The 25,183-nt window shown below is 63.3% G+C and carries 26 protein-coding genes; 13 read left to right on the plus strand and 13 right to left on the minus strand.

From position 1 onward, the window contains the following. The first annotated feature begins 26 nt into the window (after positions 1-26). The 3 genes from V1290_RS01805 to V1290_RS01815 all read left to right on the plus strand — a co-directional run bounded on the left by V1290_RS01805 (position 27) and on the right by V1290_RS01815 (position 3,050). Positions 27-1,016, plus strand: coding sequence for a hydroxyacid dehydrogenase (locus tag V1290_RS01805; RefSeq protein WP_334362713.1), 990 nt, complete (start codon positions 27-29; stop codon positions 1,014-1,016). 66 nt (positions 1,017-1,082) lie between these two features. Continuing rightward, a complete protein-coding gene (locus V1290_RS01810) occupies positions 1,083-2,507 on the plus strand; it encodes an amidase (protein ID WP_334362714.1) in 1,425 nt (474 codons plus the stop codon). A gap of 117 nt (positions 2,508-2,624) precedes the next feature. Further along, positions 2,625-3,050: a hypothetical protein gene (locus tag V1290_RS01815; RefSeq protein WP_334362715.1), complete on the plus strand. Its 426-nt coding sequence runs from the start codon at positions 2,625-2,627 to the stop codon at positions 3,048-3,050. A 19-nt stretch (positions 3,051-3,069) separates the two neighbouring features. Here the strand turns inward: V1290_RS01815 and V1290_RS01820 are convergent, their stop codons facing one another. Further along, positions 3,070-3,582, minus strand: coding sequence for a DUF1993 domain-containing protein (locus V1290_RS01820; RefSeq protein WP_334362717.1), 513 nt, complete (start codon positions 3,580-3,582; stop codon positions 3,070-3,072). A gap of 96 nt (positions 3,583-3,678) precedes the next feature. On the opposite strand from V1290_RS01820, the gene V1290_RS01825 reads away from it, so the two are divergent. From V1290_RS01825 to V1290_RS01835, 3 genes are all read left to right on the plus strand, one after another. Further along, positions 3,679-4,455 carry a transporter substrate-binding domain-containing protein gene (locus V1290_RS01825; RefSeq protein WP_334362718.1) on the plus strand — a complete coding sequence of 259 codons (777 nt, stop codon included), beginning with the start codon at positions 3,679-3,681 and terminating at the stop codon, positions 4,453-4,455. A gap of 192 nt (positions 4,456-4,647) precedes the next feature. Then, positions 4,648-5,508: a DUF2147 domain-containing protein gene (locus V1290_RS01830; protein WP_334362720.1), complete on the plus strand. Its 861-nt coding sequence runs from the start codon at positions 4,648-4,650 to the stop codon at positions 5,506-5,508. 143 nt (positions 5,509-5,651) lie between these two features. After that, the gene (locus V1290_RS01835) at positions 5,652-6,005 is read left to right on the plus strand and encodes a hypothetical protein (protein WP_334362721.1); all 354 of its coding nucleotides are present in this window, start codon (positions 5,652-5,654) and stop codon (positions 6,003-6,005) included. A 12-nt stretch (positions 6,006-6,017) separates the two neighbouring features. On the opposite strand, the gene V1290_RS01840 is transcribed toward V1290_RS01835, so the two are convergent. Together V1290_RS01840 and V1290_RS01845 are read right to left on the minus strand one after the other, a co-directional pair. Further along, positions 6,018-6,422: a (R)-mandelonitrile lyase gene (locus tag V1290_RS01840; RefSeq protein ID WP_334362722.1), complete on the minus strand. Its 405-nt coding sequence runs from the start codon at positions 6,420-6,422 to the stop codon at positions 6,018-6,020. 23 nt (positions 6,423-6,445) lie between these two features. After that, positions 6,446-7,144, minus strand: coding sequence for a ribonuclease activity regulator RraA (locus tag V1290_RS01845; protein ID WP_334362723.1), 699 nt, complete (start codon positions 7,142-7,144; stop codon positions 6,446-6,448). 236 nt (positions 7,145-7,380) lie between these two features. Here V1290_RS01845 and pxpB point away from each other — a divergent pair, with 236 nt between their 5' ends. The 3 genes from pxpB to V1290_RS01860 are packed head-to-tail and all read left to right on the plus strand — an operon-like array spanning position 7,381 to position 9,968. After that, on the plus strand, positions 7,381-8,112 hold the full coding sequence (gene pxpB, locus V1290_RS01850; RefSeq protein ID WP_334362724.1) for a 5-oxoprolinase subunit PxpB: 732 nt from the start codon (positions 7,381-7,383) through the stop codon (positions 8,110-8,112). Next, complete coding sequence (locus tag V1290_RS01855; protein WP_334362725.1) at positions 8,109-9,164, plus strand: biotin-dependent carboxyltransferase family protein; 1,056 nt, start codon at positions 8,109-8,111, stop codon at positions 9,162-9,164. The genes pxpB and V1290_RS01855 overlap by 4 nt, the downstream gene beginning before the upstream one ends. A 33-nt stretch (positions 9,165-9,197) precedes the next feature. Further along, entirely contained in the window at positions 9,198-9,968 is a 771-nt protein-coding gene (locus V1290_RS01860) for a LamB/YcsF family protein (RefSeq protein ID WP_334362726.1), read from the plus strand. 2 nt (positions 9,969-9,970) lie between these two features. Here V1290_RS01860 and V1290_RS01865 read toward each other — a convergent pair whose 3' ends face one another. The 5 genes from V1290_RS01865 to V1290_RS01885 all read right to left on the minus strand — a co-directional run bounded on the left by V1290_RS01865 (position 9,971) and on the right by V1290_RS01885 (position 15,803). Further along, positions 9,971-10,123 (minus strand): hypothetical protein, encoded by a 153-nt coding sequence (locus tag V1290_RS01865; RefSeq protein ID WP_176721835.1) that lies wholly within the window; start codon positions 10,121-10,123, stop codon positions 9,971-9,973. A 179-nt stretch (positions 10,124-10,302) separates the two neighbouring features. After that, entirely contained in the window at positions 10,303-11,904 is a 1,602-nt protein-coding gene (locus tag V1290_RS01870) for a sulfite reductase subunit alpha (RefSeq protein ID WP_334362729.1), read from the minus strand. Further along, positions 11,901-13,697 carry a NirA family protein gene (locus tag V1290_RS01875; protein WP_334362730.1) on the minus strand — a complete coding sequence of 599 codons (1,797 nt, stop codon included), beginning with the start codon at positions 13,695-13,697 and terminating at the stop codon, positions 11,901-11,903. The genes V1290_RS01870 and V1290_RS01875 overlap by 4 nt, the downstream gene beginning before the upstream one ends. Positions 13,698-14,049: 352 nt before the next feature. Then, positions 14,050-15,216 (minus strand): CmpA/NrtA family ABC transporter substrate-binding protein, encoded by a 1,167-nt coding sequence (locus tag V1290_RS01880; protein ID WP_334362731.1) that lies wholly within the window; start codon positions 15,214-15,216, stop codon positions 14,050-14,052. Then, positions 15,213-15,803, minus strand: coding sequence for an ANTAR domain-containing response regulator (locus V1290_RS01885; protein WP_028346026.1), 591 nt, complete (start codon positions 15,801-15,803; stop codon positions 15,213-15,215). Before V1290_RS01885 ends, V1290_RS01880 begins: the two co-directional genes overlap by 4 nt. 112 nt (positions 15,804-15,915) lie before the next feature. Between V1290_RS01885 and rimO the strand changes: the two genes are divergently transcribed. After that, positions 15,916-17,241 carry a 30S ribosomal protein S12 methylthiotransferase RimO gene (gene rimO / locus V1290_RS01890; protein ID WP_334362732.1) on the plus strand — a complete coding sequence of 442 codons (1,326 nt, stop codon included), beginning with the start codon at positions 15,916-15,918 and terminating at the stop codon, positions 17,239-17,241. Positions 17,242-17,484: 243 nt separating this feature from the next. After that, complete coding sequence (locus V1290_RS01895; RefSeq protein ID WP_334362733.1) at positions 17,485-18,681, plus strand: acetylornithine transaminase; 1,197 nt, start codon at positions 17,485-17,487, stop codon at positions 18,679-18,681. A 100-nt stretch (positions 18,682-18,781) separates the two neighbouring features. On the opposite strand, the gene V1290_RS01900 is transcribed toward V1290_RS01895, so the two are convergent. The 3 genes from V1290_RS01900 to pcsA all read right to left on the minus strand — a co-directional run bounded on the left by V1290_RS01900 (position 18,782) and on the right by pcsA (position 21,308). After that, positions 18,782-19,756, minus strand: a complete 975-nt coding sequence (locus V1290_RS01900; protein ID WP_334362734.1) for a quinone oxidoreductase family protein — start codon at positions 19,754-19,756, stop codon at positions 18,782-18,784. Between the two features lie 95 nt (positions 19,757-19,851). After that, positions 19,852-20,580 (minus strand): TerC family protein, encoded by a 729-nt coding sequence (locus V1290_RS01905; RefSeq protein ID WP_334362735.1) that lies wholly within the window; start codon positions 20,578-20,580, stop codon positions 19,852-19,854. Next, complete coding sequence (pcsA, locus tag V1290_RS01910) at positions 20,577-21,308, minus strand: phosphatidylcholine synthase (RefSeq protein ID WP_334362736.1); 732 nt, start codon at positions 21,306-21,308, stop codon at positions 20,577-20,579. The genes V1290_RS01905 and pcsA overlap by 4 nt, the downstream gene beginning before the upstream one ends. 135 nt (positions 21,309-21,443) lie before the next feature. On the opposite strand from pcsA, the gene V1290_RS01915 reads away from it, so the two are divergent. Beyond that, complete coding sequence (locus V1290_RS01915) at positions 21,444-22,634, plus strand: UbiH/UbiF family hydroxylase (RefSeq protein ID WP_334362737.1); 1,191 nt, start codon at positions 21,444-21,446, stop codon at positions 22,632-22,634. A gap of 87 nt (positions 22,635-22,721) precedes the next feature. Here the strand turns inward: V1290_RS01915 and V1290_RS01920 are convergent, their stop codons facing one another. After that, complete coding sequence (locus V1290_RS01920) at positions 22,722-23,675, minus strand: AEC family transporter (protein ID WP_334362738.1); 954 nt, start codon at positions 23,673-23,675, stop codon at positions 22,722-22,724. A 124-nt stretch (positions 23,676-23,799) separates the two neighbouring features. On the opposite strand from V1290_RS01920, the gene hspQ reads away from it, so the two are divergent. Next, positions 23,800-24,132, plus strand: a complete 333-nt coding sequence (gene hspQ / locus V1290_RS01925) for a heat shock protein HspQ (RefSeq protein ID WP_028346018.1) — start codon at positions 23,800-23,802, stop codon at positions 24,130-24,132. Positions 24,133-24,201: 69 nt separating this feature from the next. On the opposite strand, the gene V1290_RS01930 is transcribed toward hspQ, so the two are convergent. Continuing rightward, entirely contained in the window at positions 24,202-25,020 is an 819-nt protein-coding gene (locus V1290_RS01930) for an invasion associated locus B family protein (RefSeq protein WP_334362739.1), read from the minus strand. Positions 25,021-25,183 lie beyond the last annotated feature (163 nt).

The raw sequence follows: 25,183 nt of genomic DNA on the forward strand, positions 1-25,183 counted from the left end.
GCAATTGCGTGACCTAAGGGCAGGAAATGACTACCAACAAGAAGAAAATCTTCATTACGGAATCGATGTCGCAGCAGGGAAGAGCGCTGCTTCACGCGCGAGACGACATCGAACTCGTCGAATTTCCCAACATGATTTCGCAGGAAGATTTCAACATCAAGCTGAAGGAGCATGCGCCGGTCCATGGCGTTGCCCTCGGAGCCACCCGCTTCGGCGAGCCCGAGCTCGAATCCTCCAAGGACATGCTGGTCGTCACCCGGATCGGCGTCGGGTTCGACGCCGTCGACGTTCCCGCGCTGAGCCGTCGCAAGGTGCCGCTGATGGTGGCCGGCACCGCCAATTCGCCATCGGTTGCCGAACACGCGCTGTTCATGATGCTGACGCTCGCCAAGCGCGCAACGGAAATGCATTCGCTGGTCAGGGACGACAGATGGGCTGATAGGCTCGGGATGCTGCCCTACGACCTCTTCGGCAAGACCGTCCTGATCGTCGGTTTCGGGCGGATCGGCACGCGCACCGCCAAGCGCTGCCTCGCGATGGAAATGAACGTCCTGGTTTTCGACCCCTATAAGCTCCCCGCTGACATCAAGGCCGCCGGTTGCGAACCGGTCGCCGACCTCAACGCGGCACTGCCGCGCGCCGATTTCGTCAGCATCCATTGCCCCAAGAATCCGGAGACGGTCGGCATGTTCAATGCCGACAGGCTGAATCGGATGCAGCCGTCAGCCTATCTGATCAACACGGCGCGCGGCGGAATCGTCGACGAGGCCGCGCTGCACGCCGCGCTGGTGTCCGGCAAGCTTGCCGGCGCGGGCCTTGACGTTTTCGAGCAGGAGCCGCCGCCGGCCGGTCAGGCGTTGCTCGCCCTGCCCAACGTCATCATGGCGCCGCATGTCGCCGGCGTCACCGTGGAAGCCGTGGACCGGATGAGCGAGCAGACCGCCCGCAACATTCTGAGCGTATTGGACGGCGATCCCTTGCGCCAGAACGTGATCAATCAGGACGTGCTCGGCTAGATCGTCCGCAGCAAATGGCCCAAGGCATGGCCGGTCTATCGGCCGGCCGGCAAGCGAGGTGTGTGCATGGCCTTCAAGGAATACGGCGATTACGACGCGGTCGGCCTTGCCGAACTGGTTCGGAAGAAGGAGGTCTCGGCCAAGGAATTGCTCGACGAGGCCATCGCCCGCACGGCAAAGGTCGATCCGCAGATCAATGCGGTGGTCGTCAAGCATTACGAGTATGCCGAGCGTCAGATCGAACACGGCCTGCCCGACGGTCCCTTTACCGGCGTGCCATTTCTGCTGAAGGACCTCGACCTCCTGGAGGGCACGCGCACGACGTCAGGGGCGACGGTCCTGAAGGATTTCGTGGCTGACCATACCGGGACGCTGGCGCAGCGTTTCCTCGAGACCGGCGTATCCATCTTCGGCAAGAGCTCCAGTCCCGAATTCGGCCTGATGCCGACGACGGAGTCGCGCCTGTTCGGGCCGACCCGCAATCCCTGGAATCTGGAGCATTCTGCCGGCGGGTCGTCCGGCGGTGCGGCGGCGGCCGTTGCAGCCCGTATTCTTCCCGTCGCGCACGCCAGCGATGGCGGCGGCTCGATCCGCATTCCCGCCTCCGCTTCCGGCGTGTTTGGCTTAAAGCCTACACGGGCGCGCAATCCGCTCGGCCCCGATCGCGGCGAGGGCTGGGCCGGATTTTCCTGCGGCCACGTCGTGAGCATCAGCGTGCGCGATAGCGCGGTGATGATGGACGCAATCCACGGCCCGGAGCCATCGAGCCCCTATTTCGCGCCGCCGCCGGAGCGACCGTTTTCGCAGGAAGTCGGCCGCGACCCGGGCAAGCTTCGTATCTCGTTCACCGATAAATCGCCGTATGGCGATGCTATCGATCCGGAAATCGCGGCAGCCGTGCGTGAGATCGCAAGCCTTCTGGCGGGGCTCGGCCATCACGTCGAGGAACGGGCACCGGCGCTTGCCGCCGATCCAGCCGCGGTCATGACCACTATCGTCGGCGGCAACACCGCACTGACGGTTCGGTTGATCGAGCAGCGGCTCGGGCGAGAGATGACGGATAACGATCTCGAGATATTGACGCTGGCGCATTCGCGCAACGCGAAGAGGACCTCGGCGACCGACTATGTGGCGGCCCAGCTCGCCGCCTTCCAGATTTCCCGCTCACTGGCGACCTTCTTCGAGAGCTGCGACGTCTTCCTGTGCCCGACGTTATGCGCGCCACCGCTGCGCATCGGCGAACTCAACACCATGTCAAACGATCTGTCGCACGTTGCCCCGATCCTGCGCCGCTACATGCCCGGCACCTCCATGTTCAACATGTCCGGGCAGCCGGCGATGTCGGTGCCGCTGGCCCGGAACAAGGCCGGCTTGCCGCTTGGCATGATGTTTTCGGCCAGGTTCGGCGACGAGGCCACCCTGTTCCGCCTGGCCGGCCAGCTCGAACAGGTCCGGCCCTGGAAGAACAAATTACCGCCGGTGCGCGCTTAGCTACGCCCCAAAAAAGCCACGGATTGACAAAGCCTGGCTTTATTCGGAAGCAAGGAAAGGGCCGTGGGCGGCGACGGATACTGATTCCGCAAACGGGCTCGATCCGGAGGCTGAATCGTGACCCAAAGCGACCCGACCGACAACGCCCTGGCGACCATCGCCAGCATCCTTGACCCGCCGGAAAGCCGTCGCGAACCCGACAAGCCCGCGGTCGCGGCGCAGGTACCGGTGGGCCCTCCGCCCATCCCCACATCTCCTCCGCCCATCGAGGCTCACGGCTACTGCAAGTTCGGGCCCGGCCCGATGACCGCGATCCGTTTCAAATGGACGGTTCGCCTCGACAATGGCGATTACTATGTCGACGAGACCATCGGCGAGAACTCCACTCCGATCGTCACCGGGCCGATGTCGAGGGAAGCCGCGATTCAGATGGTCGACGATCGCGAAACCAGCGCGCGCCGACGCTTCGAGCAATTGAAGAGCGAGATGACCGGGCTTAGCGCCGCCGCCAATCTGGCGCGCAAGGATAACGGCGAGGCGTGACTTCCGTCATTGTTGACGGCTATCTCGGCGGCCCCAGAAAATCCTTCTTGGCCAGGTCGACACCGGCATGGCGCAGGATGTCGTAGGCCGTCGTGACATGAAAGAAGAACTGCGGAACGCTGAACGTCAACAGCAACGATTTTCCGGTGAATTTCCGCTGGGTTCCGTTCTTGAACGTGAATGGGACTTCCTTGTCGGCGGCGGCGTCGATCTCGGCACGCGGCAGATTCTGCAGGAAATCGATCGCCTCCGATGTCCTCGACTTGAGCGCGGCAATGTCGGGCTCGGCGTCCGGAAATTCGCGAGGCGCATGGCCGGCCAGCAACGCGCAGGCAACGACCGGATGCCGATTGGCCTCTGCTACCTGCTGCTTCAGGCTGTACATGGTGGGTGAGAGCCGCATGTTCAAAAGGACAGCGGGATCGATGGTTCGGGCTTCAGCATGGGCGGCGGCCTTGTCGAGAAGACCGGACAGATTTCCGAGATACGGCACGAACACGCCGACGGAAGCCTCGTAGAGCGAGATGGTCACGATTGCAATTTCTCCGGCTGGCACCGCGCGGATATCTGGTTTAAATCGGCGCCATCGATTCAGAGTGTCATTTAATTTGTCGGCGGAGAAGACCTGATGCTTCGAGTGTTCGTTAGTCTTGCAATGGCTGTCGTGTGGACCGTTGTCGCCCACGCTCAGCCGGCGAATTCCCGCCTCGACGACATCATCAAGCGCGGCACGCTGCGGGTCGGCATGACCGGCGACTATTTGCCGTTCACCTATCTCGACAAGGCGACGTCAAAATTCCGCGGCTTCGACGTAGACATGGCGGAAGCGCTGGGCAAGGCGCTCGGCGTGAAGGTCGAGTTCGTTCAGACAGCGTGGCCGCAGCTCATGAAGGATTTCGAAGCCGACAATTTCGATATCGCGATGGGCGGCGTCTCGATCACGCTCGACCGACAGAAAAAGGGCCTGTTCTCGACTCCGATCATGCGTGAAGGCAAGACGCCGATCGCCCGCTGCGCCGATCAGGGCAAGTATGAGACCATCACCGATATCGACAAGGCCGGCACCCGCGTCATCGTCAATCCCGGCGGGACCAATGAACGCTTCGCCAAGGCGAACATCAAGAACGCCGAGATCAAGGTGTGGAACGACAACGTCACGATTTTCGACGAGATCGCCAAGGGCAATGCCGACCTGATGATGACGGACGCTTCGGAGACCCGCTATCAGCAAAAGCAGCACGCCGGCGTGCTCTGCGCGGTGCATCCGGACAAACCGTTCGACTTTGCCGAGAAGGCCTACTGGCTGCAGCGCGACATGGCGCTGAAGGCCTTTGTCGATCAATGGCTGCACATTGCTATCCAGGACGGAAGCTTCAGGAAAATTTATGCCGCCTGGTTCGATTGATTCTCGGTTGGACAAGCGTGTTTTCTGGAAATTGACCGTCCATCGGGCGCAATTTAGACTGCCGCGGTCGAATTGAACCAAAGCCGCTAGTACACGACTTATAGTTTGAAAGTGATCTGGATCACGTTGAGTGAAGCTGCCGCTGCGTAGTAGCTGCGGGAATCCGGATTCCCTGTTCAGGAGGTCGTTATAATGAAGAAGTGCCTCGCTATCGCCGCGCTCTTGCTGGCTGGCACCATCACCGCTGCACAGGCGCAGTACACTTTCGAGTATGGCGGCCGCACCATCACGATCGATCCCGATCGCGGCACCGTTTCTATTCCCGGCGTCTACGACAATACCGGCAAGAAGACCAAACGCGCGCGTGGCGAGGAAGGCGATCTTGATCGTCCGACCAGGAAGGCTCCGCAGCAGGCAAAGACCGCCCCGCAGGCCACCCCCGAGACTGCGCCAGTGCCGACCGCGCCGGCACCAGCGGAGCAAGCGGCTGCCCCTGCCCCTGCGACTGCGCCGGCACCTGCTGCCCCTGCTCCGGCCGCTCCCGCCGCGGCAACGGCAGCGCCATCGAGCACAACGACAGCCGTGGCGCCGACTGACGCCCCCGCGCCTGCGGCGGCAGCGCCCGCTGCTCCCCCAGTGCCACAGAACGCCGCGCCGGCAGTCCCGCCAGCACCAGCTCCCGTTGCTGCGCCGGCGCCACCGCCGCCGCAACAGAAACAGGCCGCGGCTCCGGCAGATTCGGCGGCGCCGCCTGCGAACTCACCGCTCGGCGTTTGGCTGACCGAGGAGAAGGAAGGCAAGGTGCGGATCGAACCGTGCGGCCCCAATCTCTGCGGCTATTCCGTCGACAAGAAGTCGAACCAGAACGGCGAGCAGGTCCTGATCAACATGAAGCCCGGCAAGGACAAGTGGAGCGGTCGGATTTTCGATCCGAATACCGGCAGCACCTACGATTCCACGATCGCGCTCAGGGGCACCGACAGCCTGCGCGTTCAGGGCTGCGCCTTCGGCGGCATGTTCTGCGGCGGCCAGACCTGGACCCGCGTCAACTGACTCCTCGCGTCATTTTGACGACCGTGACGCTGTTGGACGGAGTCCTTCTTTGAGATCTTCCCACGTCCCGCGCGTGATGACAGTCACGGTCGCCTTGGAGCGGCTATGGAACTATGGACGTGTCCAAACAACAGGGGCACGCCATGGGAACTCTTCGCAAATCTGCTGTCGCCGTTTCGCTACTTGCCGTGTTGGCCACCACGACGCCGTCCGCAGCCGCAACATTCGACGGCGACTGGAATGTGCAGATCGCTTCGTCGAACGCCGCCTGCAGCAGCGGCGCCTCGGTCTCGATCGGCATCAACAATGGTCAGATCGCCTCGCACAACGCGGCTGTCACGGCCTCCGGCCGCGTCGCGGAGGCCGGCGCCATCCGCGTGACCCTTGCAAGCGGCATGAAGCGAGCCGTCGGCTCCGGCGTTCTCACGGGCACGTCGGGATCGGGCACATGGCGCGCGGCCCTCTGCTCCGGCACCTGGACCGCGCAGCGGATGTGAAGCGGCAGGAACTCAGCCGACCTTCTCGGAATATTCCGCGTCCGTCACATGTTCCATCCAGGTCACGTAGCTACCGTCGAGCGCTTCCTGCATGGCGAGGTGGGTCATGGCGTTGGTCGGCGAGGCGCCATGCCAGTGCTTCTCGCCGGGCGGAATCCAGACGACATCACCGGGGCGAATTTCCCTGATCGGACCGCCCTTGGCCTGCACCCGTCCGACCCCCGAGATGACGTAGAGCGTCTGACCCAGCGGATGCGTATGCCACGCCGTGCGCGCGCCGGGCTCAAAGGAGACGCGCGTCGAGGCCAGCCGTGCCGGCGCCTCGGTCTGGATGATCGGATCCTGCAGCACGGTGCCGGTGAAATATTCGGTCGGCGCCCGGCGCGTTGGCCGGGAGCCCGCGAGATGGATTTCCATGGAGTTGCCTCTGCCTGTTGAAGTTATTTCTTCGTCGCGGCGTAGCGCGCCTTGGTCTCGGCGTTCATCGGATAGAGGCCGGGCAATGCCGCGCCGTTGTTCACCTCGTTGACGATCCAGGCTTCCATCCGTTCCTGCTCCGGCCCTTCGGCCAGCACATGGTCGAGCAGGGCCTGCGGGATCAGCACGGCGCCGTCCTGGTCGGCGACGACGATGTCGTTCGGGAACACCGCGACTCCGCCGCAGCCGATCGGCTCGCCCCAGCCCACGAAGGTCAACCCCGCCACGGAAGGCGGCGCGGCGAAGCCGTCGCACCAGACCGGGAGATTGGTGCCGAGCACGCCTTCGACATCGCGCACCACGCCATCGGTGATCAGCGCCGCAACGCCGCGCTTGACCATGCGGGCGCAGAGGATGTCGCCGAAGATGCCGGCATCAGAGATGCCCATGGCATCGACCACGGCGATGCAGCCTTTCGGCATGGCTTCAATCGCAGTGCGGGTCGAAATCGGCGACGACCAGGATTCAGGCGTGGCGAGATCTTCGCGCGCGGGCACGAAGCGCAGCGTGAAGGCCGGTCCGACCAGCCGCGGCTGCCCCGGCCGCAGCGGCTTGGTGCCGCGCATCCAGACGTTTCGCAGGCCCTTCTTGAGCAGCACGGTGGTGATGGTGGCGGTCGAGACGCCGGACAGGGTTGCGATGGCTTCGGGGGACAGGGACATCTGGAATGCAGGCTCCGGAGGATAGGTGAAAGGTAGCGCATCTTGCGAAGCGCAGACATCGCGTCAAGGGTCGGTGGAAAGAAGCGCGATCATAACATCTTATCGTCGGACTGCAGATTAATTTATTGAACTTACTGGCGGATTTCGCGCGAAGCGAATTCCACTCGCGTCCAAAACACGCTAGAGGTTGAGGCTAGCACGAGAGCTCACGAGAGCCGCGAGACAGTTTAGAGGCCATGGCCGCAACGCTACCCCCGCCCCGCCTGTTGCCGAGTGGCGACAGCGCCATCACGGTGGAATTCAGCCGCAACATTGACGATGCCGCCAACCGGCGGGTGCTGGCGCTCGACCGTGCGCTGACTGCTGAGCCGATCGCAGGTATCACCGAGACGGTGCCGACCTATCGCTCGCTGCTGGTCCACTACGATCCGGTCCAGATCGATTTCGACAAGCTTGGCGAAAGGATTCTCGCGCTCGCGCAGCTCCCGGTACCGGCGACGACAAAAACCCGGCGCTGGCGCATTCCGGTGGTCTATGGCGGCGAGCACGGTATCGACCTCGAGGACGTCGCAAAAACCCTCAACACCACGCCTGAGGAGATCGTGGCGCGGCACGTCGCCGGCGACTACCGGGTCGCGATGATCGGCTTTACGCCCGGCTGGTCCTATCTCAGCGGGCTTGCGGATAGCCTACATATGCCGCGCCGGCAAAATCCGCGTTTGCTGACGCCGGCCGGCACCATCTCGATTGGTGGGGTGCAGACCGGCGTACAGTGTCTCGCCGGCCCGAGCGGCTGGCATCTTCTGGGGCGGACAGCCGTTCGCACCTACCAGCTTCACCGCGATCCGATTTTTTTGCTGGAGCCCGGCGACAACGTCACCTTCACGCCCGTCGATGCCAAGACCTTTGCGGAGCAGGATCGAGCCGCCGAAGCCGGCGAATTCATTGCCGAGCAGATCGCCACATGAGCAAGCTCGTCATCGCATCGATCGGCCCGGCGAGTTCGGTACAGGACGGCGGACGTTCCGGCGCCCAGCGCTACGGCCTGGTGCCGAGTGGCGCAATGGATCGGCTGGCGCTGGCGGCAGCCAACACGCTGGTTGGCAATGAGCCGTTCACGGCGGCCGTCGAAGTCGGCCCGTTCGGGGCGAAATTTACCGCGCGCGGCGGCGCGGTGCGCGTCGCGCTGACGGGAGCCCCGCGCAATGCCGATATCGCCGGCCGCGCCGTGGCATCGGATACATCCGCAGCCATCGCCGATGGCGAGACGCTGACGCTCGGCTTTGCCCGCGGCGGCGCGTTCAGCTATCTCGCGATTGAAGGCGGTATTGCCGGCGAGCCGATGTTCGGCAGCCTGGCCGTCAATGCCCGCGCAGGCCTCGGTAGTCCCTATCCTCGCCCACTGCAGGCCGGCGACGAGCTACCGGCGAAGGCCGCTAGCGGCGCGGTGGAACGGCGGATCGAATTGCCGGTGGCAACCGACGCGCCGATCCGCATGGTCTGGGGTCCACAGGACGACGAATTCACCGATGAGACCAAAAAGCTGTTTGTCGACAGCGAATGGAAGATATCGGCGACCAGCGACCGCATGGGTTACCGGCTCGAAGGCCCCACCCTCAAGCACCTCCACGGCCATAACATCGTCTCCGACGGCACCGTCAACGGCAGCCTGCAGGTGCCCGGTAATGGCCAGCCGATCGTGCTGATGCCGGATCGCGGCACCAGCGGCGGCTATCCCAAGATCGCAACGGTGATTTCGGCCGACCTCGGGCGATTGGCACAGATCCCCGCCGGGCGCGCCTTTCGCTTTCGCGCCGTCAGCATGGCGGAAGCGCAGGCCGAAGCGCGCAAATTTGCGGAACTGTTGCGCACCCTGCCCGAGCGGCTGCGCGCAATCGAAAGCGTTGATCTCAACATCGACGCGCTGCACGATGCCAATGTCGCGGGCCACGCCGTCAGCGCGGTCGATGCCGGAACCTGGCACGCGGTATCGATGGCCGACATAGCGGGCCCGGACTGAGCACCAATCCACTACGAGAAGCGGACGGACAACATGACAACCATCGACCTCAATTGCGATCTCGGCGAAGGATTTGGCGCGTGGGAAATGGGCAATGACGCCGCCATGATCGAGCTTGCGACGTCGGTGAACGTCGCCTGCGGCTTTCATGCCGGCGATCCCGACATCATGCGCCGCACGGTCGAACTGGCGAAAGCGCGCGGCGTTAGTGTCGGCGCGCACCCTGGATATCGCGACCTGCACGGCTTCGGTCGGCGCCCGATCCCGGGCCTCAAGTCTTCGGAGATCGAGAACCTCATCGCCTACCAGATCGGCGCGCTGCAGGCGATTGCGACCGCGGCCGGTTACAAGGTTACCCACGTCAAGGCGCATGGCGCGCTCTCCAACGTCGCCTGCGAGGACGACATGACCGCAAAAGCCATCGCCAACGGCATCAAGGCGGTCGACCCCAATCTGATTTTCGTGGTGCTCGCCAATTCCAAGCTGGTGCAGGCCGGCGAGGCCGCCAATTTGCCGATGGTGCACGAGGTGTTTGCCGACCGCGCCTATGAAGACAATGGCTCACTGGTGTCGCGCAAGAAGCCCGGCGCCGTGCTGCACGATGCCAAACAAATCGCCGATCGCGTGGTGCGGATGGTGCAGGACGGCGCGGTGGTGTCGGTCACCGGCAAGGTGATCAAGATGCGCACCGACACCGTCTGCATTCATGGCGACACGCCGGGTGCAGTCGACATCGCACGCGGCGTGCGTCAGGCGTTGAAGGATGCAGGGATTACGGTCGCGCCGTTCAAGACGGCACGTTGATCTCAGAACGGATGGACCGACAGCGTACCGAACACGATGGCGGCAATGAGCGCGAACGCGCTGTAGAGCGCGGCGGTGTGAAAGCCGGTGCCGGAACGGCGGGACACCGAGCGTGCGTAAAGGTGCAGGCGGGCTTCCGCCGATAGTTCGCGCATGGTCGATCTCCAACGCAGCATGGAGTGCATATGGAATATCGATCGCGCACCGATGCAAGGTATCCGCCGAAATAGCGATGGGGGCGCTCCGGCGCGCTCCATTTCGAGGGGAAATTTCCCTTCTTTCCGACCAGAGCGAGAATTTTATTCGGGCCGATTTGAGGGGGTTGGAGCCCGGATTAGTAAACGTCCTGCTGGAACCGGCCCGTTTTCTTGAGTTCCCCGACGAAGCTGACGGCCTCGTCGGTGGTTCGGGCGCCGAATTGGGCGACGATGTCGACCAGCGCGCGCTCGACGTCCTTGGCCATCCGCTTGGCATCCCCGCAGATGTAGACATGGGCGCCTTCGGCAAGCCAGGTCCATACCTCGCGGCCAACCTCGCGCATGCGGTCCTGTACGTAAAATTTCTTGTTGCCATCGCGCGACCACGCCAGTGACAACCGCGTCAGGAGGCCCGACGTCTTCATCGCATTGAGTTCGTCGGCATAGAAGAAGTCGCAATCGCTGCGCTGATGGCCGAAGAACAGCCAGTTCTTGCCGGGTGCGCCGGTGGCGCGGCGATCGAGCAGGAAGGCGCGGAACGGCGCGATACCCGTCCCAGGGCCGACCATGATGATTGGGGTCTTCGGGTCTTGCGGCAGCGCGAAGCCATGGGCCTTCTGTACATAGACCTTGACCTCGTCGCCGGGACTGATGCGCTCGGCAAGGAATGTCGAGGCCAGTCCCAAACGACGACGCTTGTTGACCACATAACGCACGCAGTCGACGGTCAGCGACAGCTTTCCGGGCGTCGCATTGTGCGACGACGAGATCGAGTAAAGCCGCGGCTGTAATGGCTCCAGCGCCTCGACAAAGGCCTCGGGATGCGGGCCGATGCGGAAGAACTTCTGCAATACCGCCATGACGTCGAGCGTCGCCGCGTCGCCGTCGGGATCTTCGCCCTGCGCCAGCGCGCGGGCTTTCTCGCGTAGCGCGCCGCCGGTCAGGTACGAGATCAACTCGAACAGTGAATCCGGCGCAGGCGACAGTGAGACGTCGTCGCGCAATACTTCACGCAGCGTCTTTCCCCTCACCTCCGTCGTATGCGATGCGCCCAGAAGTGCGATGATCTGGTCGACCAGGCCGATGTCGTTGCGCGCAAAGATGCCGAACGAATCGCCCACGACATAGTCGAGGCCACATCCGGAGAGATCGAACTCGATATGCCAGGTCTCCTTCTCCGAGCCCTTGCCGTTGAGCAGTCGCCGCGACAGGAATCTTGCGTTTGCGGGATTGTCGCGCGAGCGGCCGGGCTCGCCTGGAGCCGCCGGCGCAACCGCGGCCGCTGCTGTCGCGGGCGCCGATGACGGTGCGGGTGCCTTGTCGATCTCCTCATAAAGCGACTTCAGCATCCGCGCGGTTTCCTTGCCGCCGGGGACGCAGAGGTTGAGCCGCGCTTCGCTCTTGTTCGCAATCGCTTCCGAATAGTTATGGCAGTCATAGCCGCACTGACCGCAGTCCTGCTGTGCCATTGCCGCCATCATCCGCCGCCGCAACGGCCGGCCCTCGGCAAGCTTCATGCGATCGGCGATCGGCATGGTCTGGTCGTGCCACGGCGCTTCGCCGTCATCGCCATCGCCGACCGCGCCCTGCATGACTTCAGCGCCTTGTTCGGCCGACAACGGCGTCGCATCGGACAGGAGCCCGGCAAAGAACCCGTTCAGCCAGGAGCGCTGCGCTTCGGAGAATGGCGCGTTCGAGGGAATGATCTCGACCTTGGGTGGAGGCGTGATCTGATTCATGAGGACACCTGAGCGTCAGTGACCTGGGCATCGGCCAGCTTGCGCAGCGTCTCGCCGTCATGGCGGCGCGCAAAGGTCAGGAACGTTTCATCGGGTGATGCGCGATGCGTAAGATAGGCCTTCAGCAATTTCTCGACCGTCCTCGGCGCATCCTCGGCCTTGACGTCGCGATAGACCTCCTGCCCGACATCGGCGTCGGGTCCGAAGCCGCCGCCGGTGAAGAGATGATAGCCCTCGACGGGATCGGCATCTTCGCCAATATCCACTTTCGCGGCGATCAGCCCGATATCGCTGATGTAGTGCTGCGCGCAGGAATGATGGCAGCCGGTGACGTGGATGTTGATCGGCGTCTCGATGTCGACGCGTGGCTCGCACCAGTCGCCGATTTCGGCGGCATGGCGCTTGGTATTCGCCGCCGCAAATCGGCAGCCGGCATTGCCGGTGCAGGCGATCAGCCCGGCCCGGATTTGCGACGCCTCGACCGCGAGACCGATCTTCTTGATCGCGGCGACCGCAAGCTCGACGTTCTCGTCGCGCACGCCCGGAATCAGCAGGTTCTGCCACACCGTCAGGCGGATATCGCCGTCGCCAAGATCCTGCGCGATTTTGGCCAGCCCCCGCATCTGCTCACACGTGATCTTGCCGAGTGGCAGCGACACGCCGATCCAGTTCAGCCCCACCTGTTTCTGCCTGTGCACGCCGATATGCGCCGTGCGATCCGAGGCCGGCCGCGGTGCCAGCGCTTCGGGCGGCACGCGGGTGAAGGGCTTGCCGAGCCGCTCCTCGACCAGCGCGTGGAATTTTTCGTGCCCCATCCCATCGAGCACATATTTCAGCCGCGCCTTGTTGCGGTTGGTGCGGTCGCCCAGCTCAATGAAGATGCGCACGATGGCATCCGCCACTCTGGTGGCATCGGCCGGCTTCACGATGATGTCGCTATATTTGGCAAAATCCTTGTGACCGGTGATGCCGCCGATCCCCAAGCGAAACCAGATGCCGGGCTCGGCGCCAAAGCCGTCCTTCACCTCGACCGCGGTGAACGCGATGTCGTTAGTGTCTTCCAGCACGGCGATCTTGCCGGCGCCATCGAAAGCGACATTGAACTTGCGTGGTAGGCCATACAGCGAGCGATCGTTGAGGATGTGGTAGTGCCACTCGCGGGCATATTCGCGGGTGTCGACCAGTTCCTGCGGGTCGATCCCCGCCGTCGGCGTGCCCGTGACGTTGCGGATATTATCGGCGCCGGTGCCGCGCGAACACAGGCCCAGATCCTGGATGCCCTCGATCAAAGCCACCGCATGCTTGGGCGGAATTTCGCGCACCTGCAAGTTAGCGCGCGTGGTGACGTGGCAGAACGGCCCGCATAGCCGCTCGGCGAAATCGGCCAATCCCGAAAACTGCCAGTGCTTCAGGATGCCGTTCGGAATCCTGAGGCGGCACATGTAGGAATCCTGCGCCGGCGCGACGTAGAACAGGCCGTAGTAGCGCCAGCGGAAATTATCTGCGGGGTTCGGCGGCGCGTTGTCGAGCGCCTGCTGCTTCAGCCGGGGATAGGCATCGAACGGATGCTCCTCGCGCTTGAACTTCTCCGGATCGGCGAGCTTTTTGCCGGAGGCCGTGACCTTGTCCTGCGCCTTGATATGGGCGGCATCCGGCCCCGTTGGTTCGGCATTCGCCTTTCCCGCGTTACCGAGGCCGCGCCCGACCCGGCTGATCTGCAAACCTGCGGTAAAGCCTTCGAGGTAGCGCTTCTGCTCGTCGGTAAAGTCGACTGTAATCGGTTCAATTTTCATGCGCGACGAAGCTCCTGCGGCCACGATTGGTGGCGTCAACGAATGGGATGGACCGCCCAGGAGAATCGGCCAGGCGTGGTGCCGGGCTGTGATTCTGGGTATGCGGTCCGACCAGCTTCGTTGCTGCGGAAATCCATCTTGGACGTAGGTCAGCAGGCATCTGCGACGAGCCGACCGCACTGCACCATACAAGTTGCGTGCCAAATGGAGTCGCGACGAATGTCTTGGAGTTTCAATCTGTTCCAACGAGGAACTCGAAACTATGAAGCAAGCTTCATAGTTGCATTCTGAGCAATCTGCTTAAGAACTGGGCGGCCAGTGCAATTGCCCAATATTTCTTCAATCGACTGGCTTACGGCTTCCAATGCCCAATCTTGAAAGCCGCCAGATGCCCGGCGATATCCGCGGGGTCGAATGCGGGGCCGGCAAAGGCGCCGATGGCACCAGGCGCGTCGGGAGCCGCCCCCGGACGTCCCATGGCGGCGTCGTAGAGTTCGGGCCTGAAGACCGCCATGGCGGTCCGCAGCGCATCGGGCCGCATCTGTGTCTGTCCCCAGCGTACCATTTGGGCGTAAAGCCAGGCGGCCTGCGCCGGATCGGGCCGGCCCGCCCCTTCGCGCCCGACCAGCAGATAGCGGCCGCTCTCGCGCCGCTGGCCGTCCGGTGAAATCTTCAGTCGGCCGTCGAGGGTGCGTTGGATCACCTCGGCGCCGACGCCAAGCCGGTCGGGCCGCGCCAGGACATCGGCGGTCTCGGCGCGGTTTCCGGGCTCCTCGATGTATTCGGCGGCGTGGGCAGCCGCGCGGATCAGCGCAGCCAGCGCGTTCGGATTCTTTTCCGACCAGCTTTGCCTGACCGCGAGAACCTTTTCGGCCGCGCGCACCAAAATATCAGAGACGAAATGCAGTATGTGGCCGACGCCGAGATCGACCGCGACCGAGTTCCAGGGCGCGCCGACGCAGAACGCATCGACATGGCCATTGGCGAGGCTGTCCACCATGTAGGGCGGCGGCAGCACCACGAGGCGAACATCCTCATCGGGATCGACCCCGCCCGCCGCCATCCAGAACCGGAGCTGGTAATTGTGGGTGGAGAACGGGAACGTCATGCCGAACGTCAGCGGTTCCGCGCCGCTCTTGCGCCTGGCGGCAACGACGCGGGCGAGCGCCAGTGCCGTGGCCATGGGATCGAGCGGATCGCCGTCGATCTCGCTCATGATTGCGGCGTGCAGCGCCGGCGATACCGTGATCGCGTTGCCATTGAGGCCCAGATTGAATGGCGCAACGATCGGCACCTTGACGTGGCCGAGCCCCAAGCTCGAGGCGATCGCCACCGGTGCCAGCAGATGCGCCGCGTCGAACATGCCGATATTGAGCTTGTCGCGGACGTTGGACCACGACACTTCACGCACCAGCGTGACGTCGAGCCCTTCGGCGGCCGTAAAGCCCTTGTCGACGGCGATGATCAGCGCGGCCGCGTCGACCAGGGGAATGAAGCCGATATGCAGCGGTGTCGTCATTTCAGCAGCTCCGACGCGGTCAGGATCGACTGCGCGATCTCGCCGATTTTCTTCTTCTCGCGCATCGCGGTGGAACGCATCAGCACATAGGCCTCCTCTTCGGTGAGGCCCTTCACCTTCATCAGGATTCCCTTGGCGCGGTCGATCACCTTGCGCTCCTCGAGCGCCGACTTGGTGCGGTCGAGTTCGTCCTGCAGCTTGGAGAAGGCGTTGAAGCGGGAAATGCAGAGGTCGAGGATCGGCTTGATCCGTTCTTTCTTCAGGCCGTCCACGATATAGGCGGAAACGCCGGCATCGACGGAGGCCTGGATCGAGGCCGCATCGCTCTGGTCGACGAACATCGCGATCGGCCGCCGTACCGCGCGGCTGACCTGGAACATCTGTTCCAGAACGTCGCGGCTGGGGTTTTCCAGGTCGATCAGGATGACGTCCGGGTCGAGCGCATAGATCCGTGCCAGCAGGCTCTGCATTTCGCTGATATGCACAACGCCGGTAAAGCCCGCCTCCCGCAACCCCTCTTCCAGGATTGCGGCCCGGATCGGACTTTCGTCGACAATGACGATTTTCGGCGACGACTCAGCGCTCATCGATCAACTCATACCCCGGCCGGGCATCCATAGCACGTCAGAAGCTGGCGCAAAGCCTTGTAATTATGGGCAATTAGGACTAGCTCGTGCCGATCAATCAGGCAGATGAAATATGCAACAGGCCGCTGCGCCCAAAGTCAGCTTTGTTTCCCTTGGGTGCCCCAAAGCGCTGGTGGATTCCGAGCGCATTATCACCCGGCTGCGCGCCGAAGGCTATGAGCTGGCCCGCAAGCATGACGGCGCCGACATCGTGATCGTCAACACCTGCGGCTTCCTCGACAGCGCCAAGCAGGAATCGCTTGGCGCCATCGGCGAGGCGATGGCGGAGAACGGCAAGGTCATCGTCACCGGCTGCATGGGCGCGGAACCCGAGCAGATCGAGGCGGCCTATCCGGGCGTGCTCTCGATATCGGGCCCGCAGCAATATGAGAGCGTGCTGGAGGCCGTGCACCGGGCCCTGCCGCCGGTCCATAATCCGCACCTCGATCTGGTGCCGCCGCAGGGCGTCAAGCTGACGCCGCGCCACTACGCCTATTTGAAGATTTCCGAAGGCTGCAACAACCGCTGCAGTTTCTGCATCATCCCAAAACTGCGCGGCGACCTGGTGTCGCGTCCGGCCAATGACGTGCTGCGCGAGGCGGAAAGGCTCGTCGCAGCCGGCGTCAAGGAATTGCTGGTCATCTCGCAGGACACGTCGGCCTATGGCGTCGACGTGAAGTATTCCGAAAGCCCCTGGAAGGACCGCCAGGTCCGCGCCAAATTCTTCGACCTCGCCAAGGAACTCGGCGACCTCGGCGCCTGGGTGCGGCTGCAATATGTCTATCCCTACCCGCACGTCGATGAAGTCATCGGGCTGATGACCGAGGGCAAGATCCTGCCCTATCTCGATATTCCCTTCCAGCATGCGAGCCCGGACGTCCTGAAAGCCATGAAGCGCCCCGCCGCGCAGGAAAAGACGCTGGCGCGGATCAAGAAGTGGCGCGAGGAATGTCCTGAACTCACGCTGCGCTCGACCTTCATCGTCGGTTTCCCCGGCGAGACCGATTCCGACTTCGCCTATCTGCTCGACTGGCTGGAAGAGGCCGAGATCGATCGTCTCGGCTGCTTCAAATACGAGCCGGTGGCGGGCGCCGCTTCCAACGCGATCGGCAATGCCGTGCCCGACGAGATCAAGCAGGAGCGCTGGAACGCGCTGATGGCGCGGCAGCAGAAAATCTCCTCTCGCCGTCTCAAGCGCAAGGTCGGCACGAGACAGCAGATCATCGTCGACGAGGTCGGACCGACGGTCGCAAGGGGTCGTTCAAAAGCCGACGCGCCGCAGATCGATGGAGCGGTCTATCTTTCCAGCCGCCGCCCGCTGAAGGTCGGCGAGATCGTCACCGCGAAGATCGAGCGGTCGGATCAGTATGACCTGCACGGCAGCGTCGCGGGATTCTGAACACCGGACGCGGCTTGACATGGCGCACCGTTCGGCTGTATGGGCCATCGCCATGAAACTGAACCGGACCAACCGCCGCGCCTGCCTGCGTCGTCGCTCTGTCGACGATGATGGGTCGCGCCGTGTCCGACGACAACGCTGATTAGCTAGTTTCAGCCAAGTTTTCGAGAAGGCCGCACCCTCAAAGTGCGGCCTTCTTGCGTTTCGGCCTGCCCCTTCCCCCAAACCCCTGAGGAGATCGACATGACCCATGCTGCCCATCCGTTCGACGCGCTGATGAACATCACCGCGCGCCCGCAGGCCGTGTTCGTTCGCGGCGAAGGCGCGTATCTCTGGGATGACGCCGGCAAGCGCTACCTCGATTTCATGCAGGGTTGGGCCGTCAACTGCCTCGGCCATTCGCCGTCGGTCGTCGCCGAAGCGCTTGCCGCGCAGGCAAAACTGCTGCTGACGCCAAGCCCCGCCTTCTACAACGGCCCCAGCCTGAAACTCGCGCAAGCACTTCGCGAGAAGAGCTGCTTCGATCAGGTGTTCTTCGCCAATTCCGGCGCGGAGGCCAATGAAGGCGCCATCAAGCTCGCGCGGAAATACGGCACGAAATACAAGAACGGCGCGTTCGAAATCATCACCTTCGAAGGCGGATTTCACGGCCGCACGCTCGCGACCATGTCTGCATCGGGCAAAAAGGCGTTCGAGCCGCTGTTCGAGCCGAAAGTGTCAGGCTTCCGCAAAGCCAAGCTCAACGATCTCGATTCGGTGAAGGCGCTGATATCGGACAATACGGTCGCGGTGATGCTGGAGCCGATCCAGGGCGAAGCCGGCGTCTGGCCGGCAACCGATCAATTCATGAAGGAGTTGCGCGCACTGACGAAAGAGCACGGCCTGCTGCTGATCGTCGACGAAATCCAGACGGGGATGGGCCGGACTGGAAAGCTGTTTCACTATGAACATGCCGGCATCGAGCCCGACATCATGACCCTCGGCAAGGGTATTGGCGGCGGCGTGCCGCTGGCCGCCTTGCTCGCGACCGAGCATGCTTCCTGCTTCGAGCATGGCGACCAGGGCGGCACGTTCAACGGCAATCCGTTGATGTGCGCTGCGGGGCTTGCGGTGCTTGAGGAGGTTTCGAAGCCGGAATTTCTGAAAGCGGCTGCGGATGCCGGCCTGCTTCTGGAAAGCGAGCTGCAGAAACTGTCCGCGCGTCACGGGCTCGGCGAAGTCCGGGGCCGTGGACTGTTGCTGGCGCTCGATCTGAAGCTGCCGATCGGTGCCGCGATCGTGGCCGAAGCGTTCGCGGACGGCGTGCTCATCAACTCGCCGCAGCCCGATGCGCTCCGCTTCATGCCGGCGCTCAACGTCACGCGCGAGGAGATATCGCTGATGATCGATTGCCTTGATGCGATCCTGGTCAAGACAGGTGCGGCAAGGCGGGTGGCGTAGTCCGATCGTCATTGCGAGCGTAGCGAAGCAATCCATCGTGCCACGAGTGGAGATATGGATTGCTTCGTCGCTTCGCTCCTCGCAATGACGGCGGAGAGACTCACGGCCGCAGGATCGCAGCCCCCGTGGTCGCCCTGCTCTCGAGCTCGATATGCGCCTTCGCCGCATCCTTCAGCGCGTAGGCATGATTGATCGGCACGTGCAGTTTGCCGTTGATGACGGCGGCAAACAGCGTGTCGGCGCCTTCAAGCAGCTCCTTGCGGGTGCTGACATAGTCATTGAGCTTGGGCCGGGTGGCAAACAGCGAGCCGTGATTGTTGAGCTCGGCAAGCGGGAACGGCGGCACCGGACCGGAGGCGTTGCCGAAGCTCACGAACAGGCCGCGGGGCCGCAGGCACGACAGCGAGCCCGGGAAAGTGGTCTTGCCGACGCCGTCATAGACGACGTCGCAGAGCTCGTTGCGGCTGATCTGTTTCACGCGTGCGACGAAGTCCTCTTCGTTATAGAGGATAACGTGATCGCAGCCATTGGCGAGAGCGAGATCGGCCTTGGCCTTGGAGCCGACGGTGCCAATCACATGCGCGCCGAGCGCCTTGGCCCATTGGCAGGCCAACAGGCCGATGCCGCCCGCGGCGGCATGGATCAGCACGCGATGGCCGGGTTCGACCTTGAAGGTCTTGTGCAGGAGGTACCAGACCGTCAGCCCCTTCAGCATCAGGACGGCGCCCTGCTCATAGGTGATGTGGTCGGGCAGCTTGACCAGCTTGTCGGCCGGGATCACCCGCTCGCTGGTGTAGCCGCCGAGCGTGAAATAATAGGCCACGCGGTCACCGGGATGAAAATTGGTAACGCCCGGGCCCACGGCCAGGACCTCGCCGGCGGCCTCATTGCCGGCAATGAACGGCAGCCCCGGCGCCTTGTAGAGACCGGTGCGGAAATAGACGTCAATGAAGTTCAGCCCGACGGCATGCTGGCGGAGGCGAACCTCACCCGGCCCCGGCGCCGGGACCTCGACGTCCTCATACACCAGGGCTTCCGGTCCCCCCACCTTGTGCACGCGCACAGCCTTGGTCATGACAGTCTCTCCCTCGGTATTTGCTGAACGCCCCAGCTACGAAGCGAAACGAAAGCCATCGCCGTCGCCTTGTCAACTGATCGGTCGAAAAACGCCTATTTGGCGGCGGCTTTTCTGCGGTTGCGCCTGGCGAGCACATTGAACATTTCGACCGCGGCCGCGAACAACATGGCAAAATAGATGTAGCCGCGCGGGATATGGAATTGGAATCCGTCCGCCACCAGCGCCACGCCGATCAGCACCAGGAATGCCAGTGCCAGCATCTTGGTGGTCGGGTGATTGGCCACGAACCGGGCCACCGGACCCGACGAGACGTACATGACGACGCATGCGATCACGACGGCGGCGATCATGATCTCCAGATCCTGCGCCATACCGATCGCGGTGATGATCGAGTCCAGGGAGAACACGATGTCGATGATGATGATCTGCACGATCACCCAGAAGAATGCGCTGGCCCTGGGTTCGGCATCGAGCTCGCCATCGCTCGCCTCGACCTCGCCATGAATTTCATGCGTCGCCTTCGCGATCAGGAAGGCTCCACCGGCAATCAGGATGATGTCCCGCCAGGACAGTTCGACATTTCTTATCGTGATGACCGGCTCCGTCAGGCCGATCAGCCACACCAGCAGGGTGAGCAGTAGGATGCGGAACACCAGTGCCAGCAGCAAGCCGATTTGACGCGCGCGTTTGGCCTGCGCCGGCGGGATGCGCGAGACGATCACGGAGATGAAAATGACGTTGTCGATGCCGAGCACGATTTCCAGCGCCGTCAATGTCAACAGCGCCGCCCAGGCTTCCGGGCTCGTCAATAATTCCATCATGCCTTGAACGACTTGATTTGCCGGATCACGGCGTCACTTCCTATTACGTAAGCCGCAATGGCGCACAGCGCGGCGACGATGGGAGCGCCCACGTTGAAATCGCAGCTCAGCGTATAGATCGCCAGCACGGCTCCAATGGCCATCAGCCACAGGGTCAGCCAGCGTAGCCGCACCACCCTGATCGGATGCAGCACATGAAACGGGGCGAATGTGAGCGCGATCAGGATTGCAATTCCAAGAGTCGAGAGTGCCGGCGGCAAGTGCAGCAAGAACAAATAAAACGCCGCCGCGTTCCACAGCGCCGGAAAGCCGCGAAAGTGGTTGTCGGACGCCTTCATGCGCCGGTCCGCGAAATAGAGCGCACCGGAAACCATAATGCCGATGCCGAGTAGCGGCGCCGCCACCGGCAGCAGCAGCCCGCTCGCGGTGATGGCATAGGCCGGAACGAAGACGTAGGTCACGAAATCGACGACGAGATCGAGCACGTCGCCCGACCAGTTCGGCTGCAGCCGCACGACATCCAGCTTTCGCGCCAGCGGCCCGTCGATGGCATCGATGATCAGGGCGACGCCAAGCCAGCCGAACATATTGGCCCAATGTTCGCGGACGGCCTCGAGCATCGCCAGCAGCGCGACGCCCGCGCCCAGTGCCGTGAAAATGTGTACGGCGAATGCGGCGGTCCGCATTCGGCTGGTGGGGACGGAATCTGGCTCTGTGGTCTGGTCCATTGCTCCGGCAGTGCTATCAGGAATCGCCCCGATTTGCATATCGGCGCTTTGCGGCGTTCCGCCGCGCGATTGAGCGGAAACATTTCGGCCGGTTGATGACTTGAAAATGCCAGCCCGAGCGTCAATTGTCCCGATATGAATGACGCATCTCAAGTTTATGACGCTGCCGTGATCGGCGGCGGGCCAGCGGGCCTGACCGCAGCCGTCGCGCTGGCCGCTACCGGCGCGAGAACCGCCCTGCTCGCCCGCCGCGCCCCCTATGCCGACAACCGCACCACGGCGCTGTTGGGGGCTTCCACCGAGCTGCTCGAACGTCTCGAGGTCTGGCCGCGCTGCCAGGACAGGGCTGCCGCCTTGCGGATCATGCGCCTTGTCGACGACACCGACCGGCTAATCCGCGCGCCCGAGGTGCGGTTTTCCTCGGACGAGATCGGTCTCGAACAGTTCGGCTACAACATCGACAACCGATCGTTAATGGTTGCCCTTGAAGAGCGCGCCGCCGAACTTTCCAATTTGACTCGATTTGACGATGAGGCCGCCGCAATCGACCCGCAGGATGCGATCGTCGCCATCCGTACCGGCAAGGGCGAGCAGCTTTTCGCGCGGCTGGTGATCGGCGCAGACGGCCGGCAATCACCGTCCCGCGAGGCGGCCGGCATCAAGACCAGCCGTCGCGACCTTCATCAGTCGGCGCTTACCTTCAACATTTCCCATTCTCGACCGCACAACTGCATCTCCACCGAGTTTCACACCGCGCAAGGTCCATGCGTATTCGTGCCCCTGCCCGGCAACCGCTGCAGCGTGGTGTGGGTCTCGGAAACCAGAGAAGCGGAGCGGCTGATCTCGCTTGGCGACGAGGAATTGTCGGAAGCCACGGAAAGACAATCGCACTCCATTTTCGGCCGCGTCCAGGTGGAAGCCGGGCGCAACCTGTTTCCGCTGACGATCGAGCGTCCCGAGCAATTCGCCAGCCATCGTGTCGCGCTGGTCGGCGAATCCGCCCACGTGGTGCCGCCGATCGGCGCCCAAGGCCTCAACATGGGATTGCGCGATGCGGCCGATATCGCCGATATCGCCGGCAATGCGATCTCGCTCGGCGAGGATCCGGGGGCGCCGGCCGTACTGGCGCGCTATCAATCCGCGCGCCGTGCCGACGTCGCAAGCCGGCTGATCGCGATCGACGTCGCCAACCGTTCATTGCTTAGCGATTTCCTGCCGATGCAATCGCTGCGCGCGGCCGGTATGCACCTCCTCGCCTCGTTCGGCCCGCTGCGGCGGCTTGCCATGCGCGAGGGGCTGGCGCCGACCTGGAAGCGCGTGAGCTAGCTCCGGACGCCAGCGCGAGGGCTGCGAACCTGGCTCACTCTACTTTGCATGGGGTTGTTTTCGCGATTTTGTGTCTCCGCGCCACGCTTACGGAAACACCAGCCGCCCGCTCTGGATGAACCACATCACGCTGGTCAGCGTGACCACGGAGGCGAAGGTTCCGATCAGGACGGCCACCGACGCCGGCTCGATCCAGGTATTGTTCTGCCGGGCGATCACGAACACGTTCAGCGCCGGCGGCAGCGCGGCCATCAGTACGGCGGTCGCGGCCCAGGGCTGCGCGAACGGGCCAAAAAGCAGCATCAGCCCGAATACGATGAGCGGATGGATCAGGAGCTTGATCGCGATCACGCCGGGCACTTCCCAGGGCACCCGATCGAACGGCCGCAGTGCCACGGTGACGCCGAGCACGAACAGCGCCGTCGGCGCCGCCGCGTTCTGGAGAAATAGCAAGGTCCTGTCGATGGCGACCGGCACTTGAATGTGCAACGCCGCGACAAGCGCTCCCGCGGCGGCCGACATGATCAGCGGATTGAGCACGATCTGCCGCGCGGCGATGCCGATGGCGTACAGGAGCGACGGATGCTTGCGATCGCTCAGCGCCATCAGCAGCGGCACGATCGTGAACAGGAAAATGCTGTCGCAGCAGAAGATCAACGCGGTCGGCGCCGCTGCCTTGGCTCCGAGCACCGCCAGCGCCAGCCCGGGGCCCATATAGCCGATATTGCCGTAGGCTCCGGCAAGGCCCGCCATCGTCGCCTTGCGCAGCGACAGTTCGCCGATGATGCGGCCTGCCACCATGGCAAGCACGAAGGCGCTCACGGTCGCCAGCGTGGTTGCGATCAGAAACGGCGGGTTGTTCAGTTCGGAAAATGGCGTCTCCGACATGATGCGGAATAGCAAGGCCGGCAGCGAGACGTAGAGCAGAAAGAAGTTCATCCAGGCGAGGCCAGATTCCGGCAGCCCTCGGGTCTTGCCGCAGGCAAAGCCGATGAAGATCAGGCCGAAATAGGGGAGCGCGAGGTTGAGGATGTCGACCATCTCGTAAAGCGTCTTTTCGTCAGTGATTTTGGGGAGATGGCGCCGGATATGGCCACCACGCGTAAAGGTTAATTCGTCCTATTGCCCCTAGCATCGGCCACAATCATGGTCTATTCGACGGGATATGATCAAAGCGCGCACCGCCAAATTTCAGATCGGGCAGATCGTCCGCCACCGGGTGTTTTCATTCCGGGGCGTGATTTTCGATATCGATCCGGAATTCAACAATACCGAGGAATGGTGGTTGTCGATCCCAGAGGAGGTTCGGCCTGACAAGGATCAGCCGTTCTATCACCTGCTCGCGGAAAACTCGGAGTCCGAATACGTCGCCTACGTCTCCGAGCAAAATCTGCTGCCGGACGATTCCGGCGAGCCGATCCGGCACTCGCAGGTGGCCGAGATTTTCGTGAAGGACAAGTCCGGCGGCTACCGCCCGCGCAACCCGTCGCTCAACTAGCATTCTTCTTCCGGCAAGGAAAAAGGCGCCCCGGTCGGGCGCCTTTTGTTTTGTCGAATGGCGCGGCTGTTACTTCGCCGCCGGATTTGCAGTGGCGCCCGGCTGGGTGCCCTCCAGCTTCTTGCGCTGCTCCTCAGCACGCTTCTGCAGCTCTTCCTGCAGTTTCTTCTGGTTTTCCTCGAACTGCTTCGGATCAGTCGGCGGACCGTCAAAGGCCTTGGCGAATTCACCGGCGAGCGGCAGCGGCAGCGTCAGCGGCGCGCCGTTGGAATTGATCGCCTGAACAACCAGATTCTGGCCCTTCTTCAAGTTGGCGATCAGCTCGGGGGTTGCTTCGTAGTCCGACATGCAGCCGTTCTGGAAGCAGATCACATAGGGGCCCTGCTGCGGCGGATTGTTATCAACGATGATCCGGGTTCCGTGCACGAGCTGCATGCCGAGCGGCAAGGTCACGCGCAGGAGCTTCTTCGGCTCGCCTTCCGGCTCGATGATGACGGCGGCGATGACGGGTTGGCCCGACTCGATGCGGCCGTCCTTGCCGGTGAAGCAAACCTGCTTGGCGCCGGCTTCCTGACCCTTGAGACAGAACTTGGTCCAGGGCGCGTAGATTAGCTGGACCTGCTGCTCCTGGGGCGGGGCGGCGCCGGCAGGAGCGCCAGCCGGAGGGGCTTGTGCCGCGGGAGCGCCGGCGGGACCCTTGGGAGCAGCCTTCGGCGGCGCTTTCGGAGCGGCAGGCGCCGGGGCGGCCTTCGGGGCCCCGGGCGCTGGCGCGGGCTGCTGAGCTTGCGCGCCCGACGCGATCAACGTTGCCGACAATGCCGAGGCCGCCAACAGGGCCAAGACCTGCCCACGCGGCCGAATCGACGCGGCGAAGATACGGAAATTCATTGCGGAAAACCCTTTCTGAACCGGAGCGCCCGAAACCGCTACAGGCACCGACACCAACCCGCGCTGGGGCGGCTGTCTCGTTGGCAATTGAGGCGGATACGTGACCGGCGTTCCCGCGGTCATCAACTGCCCGCCTTCAATACAGCGGCAGACGAAAAGATCA

Origin of the sequence: Bradyrhizobium sp. AZCC 1578 (assembly GCF_036924675.1) — a bacterium.
GTDB lineage: Bacteria > Pseudomonadota > Alphaproteobacteria > Rhizobiales > Xanthobacteraceae > Bradyrhizobium.

Coding starts and splice junctions, on each gene's coding strand:
- V1290_RS01865 (WP_176721835.1), bottom strand. CDS start 10,123: ATGCGCGAACTATCGGCGGAAGCCCGCCTGCACCTTTACGCACGCTCG.
- V1290_RS01825 (WP_334362718.1), top strand. CDS start 3,679: ATGCTTCGAGTGTTCGTTAGTCTTGCAATGGCTGTCGTGTGGACCGTT.
- V1290_RS01905 (WP_334362735.1), bottom strand. CDS start 20,580: ATGATGGAATTATTGACGAGCCCGGAAGCCTGGGCGGCGCTGTTGACA.
- V1290_RS01845 (WP_334362723.1), bottom strand. CDS start 7,144: ATGTCCCTGTCCCCCGAAGCCATCGCAACCCTGTCCGGCGTCTCGACC.
- V1290_RS01860 (WP_334362726.1), top strand. CDS start 9,198: ATGACAACCATCGACCTCAATTGCGATCTCGGCGAAGGATTTGGCGCG.
- V1290_RS01920 (WP_334362738.1), bottom strand. CDS start 23,675: ATGGTCGACATCCTCAACCTCGCGCTCCCCTATTTCGGCCTGATCTTC.
- V1290_RS01915 (WP_334362737.1), top strand. CDS start 21,444: ATGAATGACGCATCTCAAGTTTATGACGCTGCCGTGATCGGCGGCGGG.
- pcsA (WP_334362736.1), bottom strand. CDS start 21,308: ATGGACCAGACCACAGAGCCAGATTCCGTCCCCACCAGCCGAATGCGG.
- V1290_RS01930 (WP_334362739.1), bottom strand. CDS start 25,020: ATGAATTTCCGTATCTTCGCCGCGTCGATTCGGCCGCGTGGGCAGGTC.
- rimO (WP_334362732.1), top strand. CDS start 15,916: ATGCAACAGGCCGCTGCGCCCAAAGTCAGCTTTGTTTCCCTTGGGTGC.
- V1290_RS01840 (WP_334362722.1), bottom strand. CDS start 6,422: ATGGAAATCCATCTCGCGGGCTCCCGGCCAACGCGCCGGGCGCCGACC.
- V1290_RS01875 (WP_334362730.1), bottom strand. CDS start 13,697: ATGAAAATTGAACCGATTACAGTCGACTTTACCGACGAGCAGAAGCGC.
- V1290_RS01855 (WP_334362725.1), top strand. CDS start 8,109: ATGAGCAAGCTCGTCATCGCATCGATCGGCCCGGCGAGTTCGGTACAG.
- V1290_RS01830 (WP_334362720.1), top strand. CDS start 4,648: ATGAAGAAGTGCCTCGCTATCGCCGCGCTCTTGCTGGCTGGCACCATC.
- V1290_RS01885 (WP_028346026.1), bottom strand. CDS start 15,803: ATGAGCGCTGAGTCGTCGCCGAAAATCGTCATTGTCGACGAAAGTCCG.
- V1290_RS01880 (WP_334362731.1), bottom strand. CDS start 15,216: ATGACGACACCGCTGCATATCGGCTTCATTCCCCTGGTCGACGCGGCC.
- hspQ (WP_028346018.1), top strand. CDS start 23,800: ATGATCAAAGCGCGCACCGCCAAATTTCAGATCGGGCAGATCGTCCGC.
- V1290_RS01805 (WP_334362713.1), top strand. CDS start 27: ATGACTACCAACAAGAAGAAAATCTTCATTACGGAATCGATGTCGCAG.
- pxpB (WP_334362724.1), top strand. CDS start 7,381: ATGGCCGCAACGCTACCCCCGCCCCGCCTGTTGCCGAGTGGCGACAGC.
- V1290_RS01900 (WP_334362734.1), bottom strand. CDS start 19,756: ATGACCAAGGCTGTGCGCGTGCACAAGGTGGGGGGACCGGAAGCCCTG.
- V1290_RS01870 (WP_334362729.1), bottom strand. CDS start 11,904: ATGAATCAGATCACGCCTCCACCCAAGGTCGAGATCATTCCCTCGAAC.
- V1290_RS01835 (WP_334362721.1), top strand. CDS start 5,652: ATGGGAACTCTTCGCAAATCTGCTGTCGCCGTTTCGCTACTTGCCGTG.
- V1290_RS01810 (WP_334362714.1), top strand. CDS start 1,083: ATGGCCTTCAAGGAATACGGCGATTACGACGCGGTCGGCCTTGCCGAA.
- V1290_RS01895 (WP_334362733.1), top strand. CDS start 17,485: ATGACCCATGCTGCCCATCCGTTCGACGCGCTGATGAACATCACCGCG.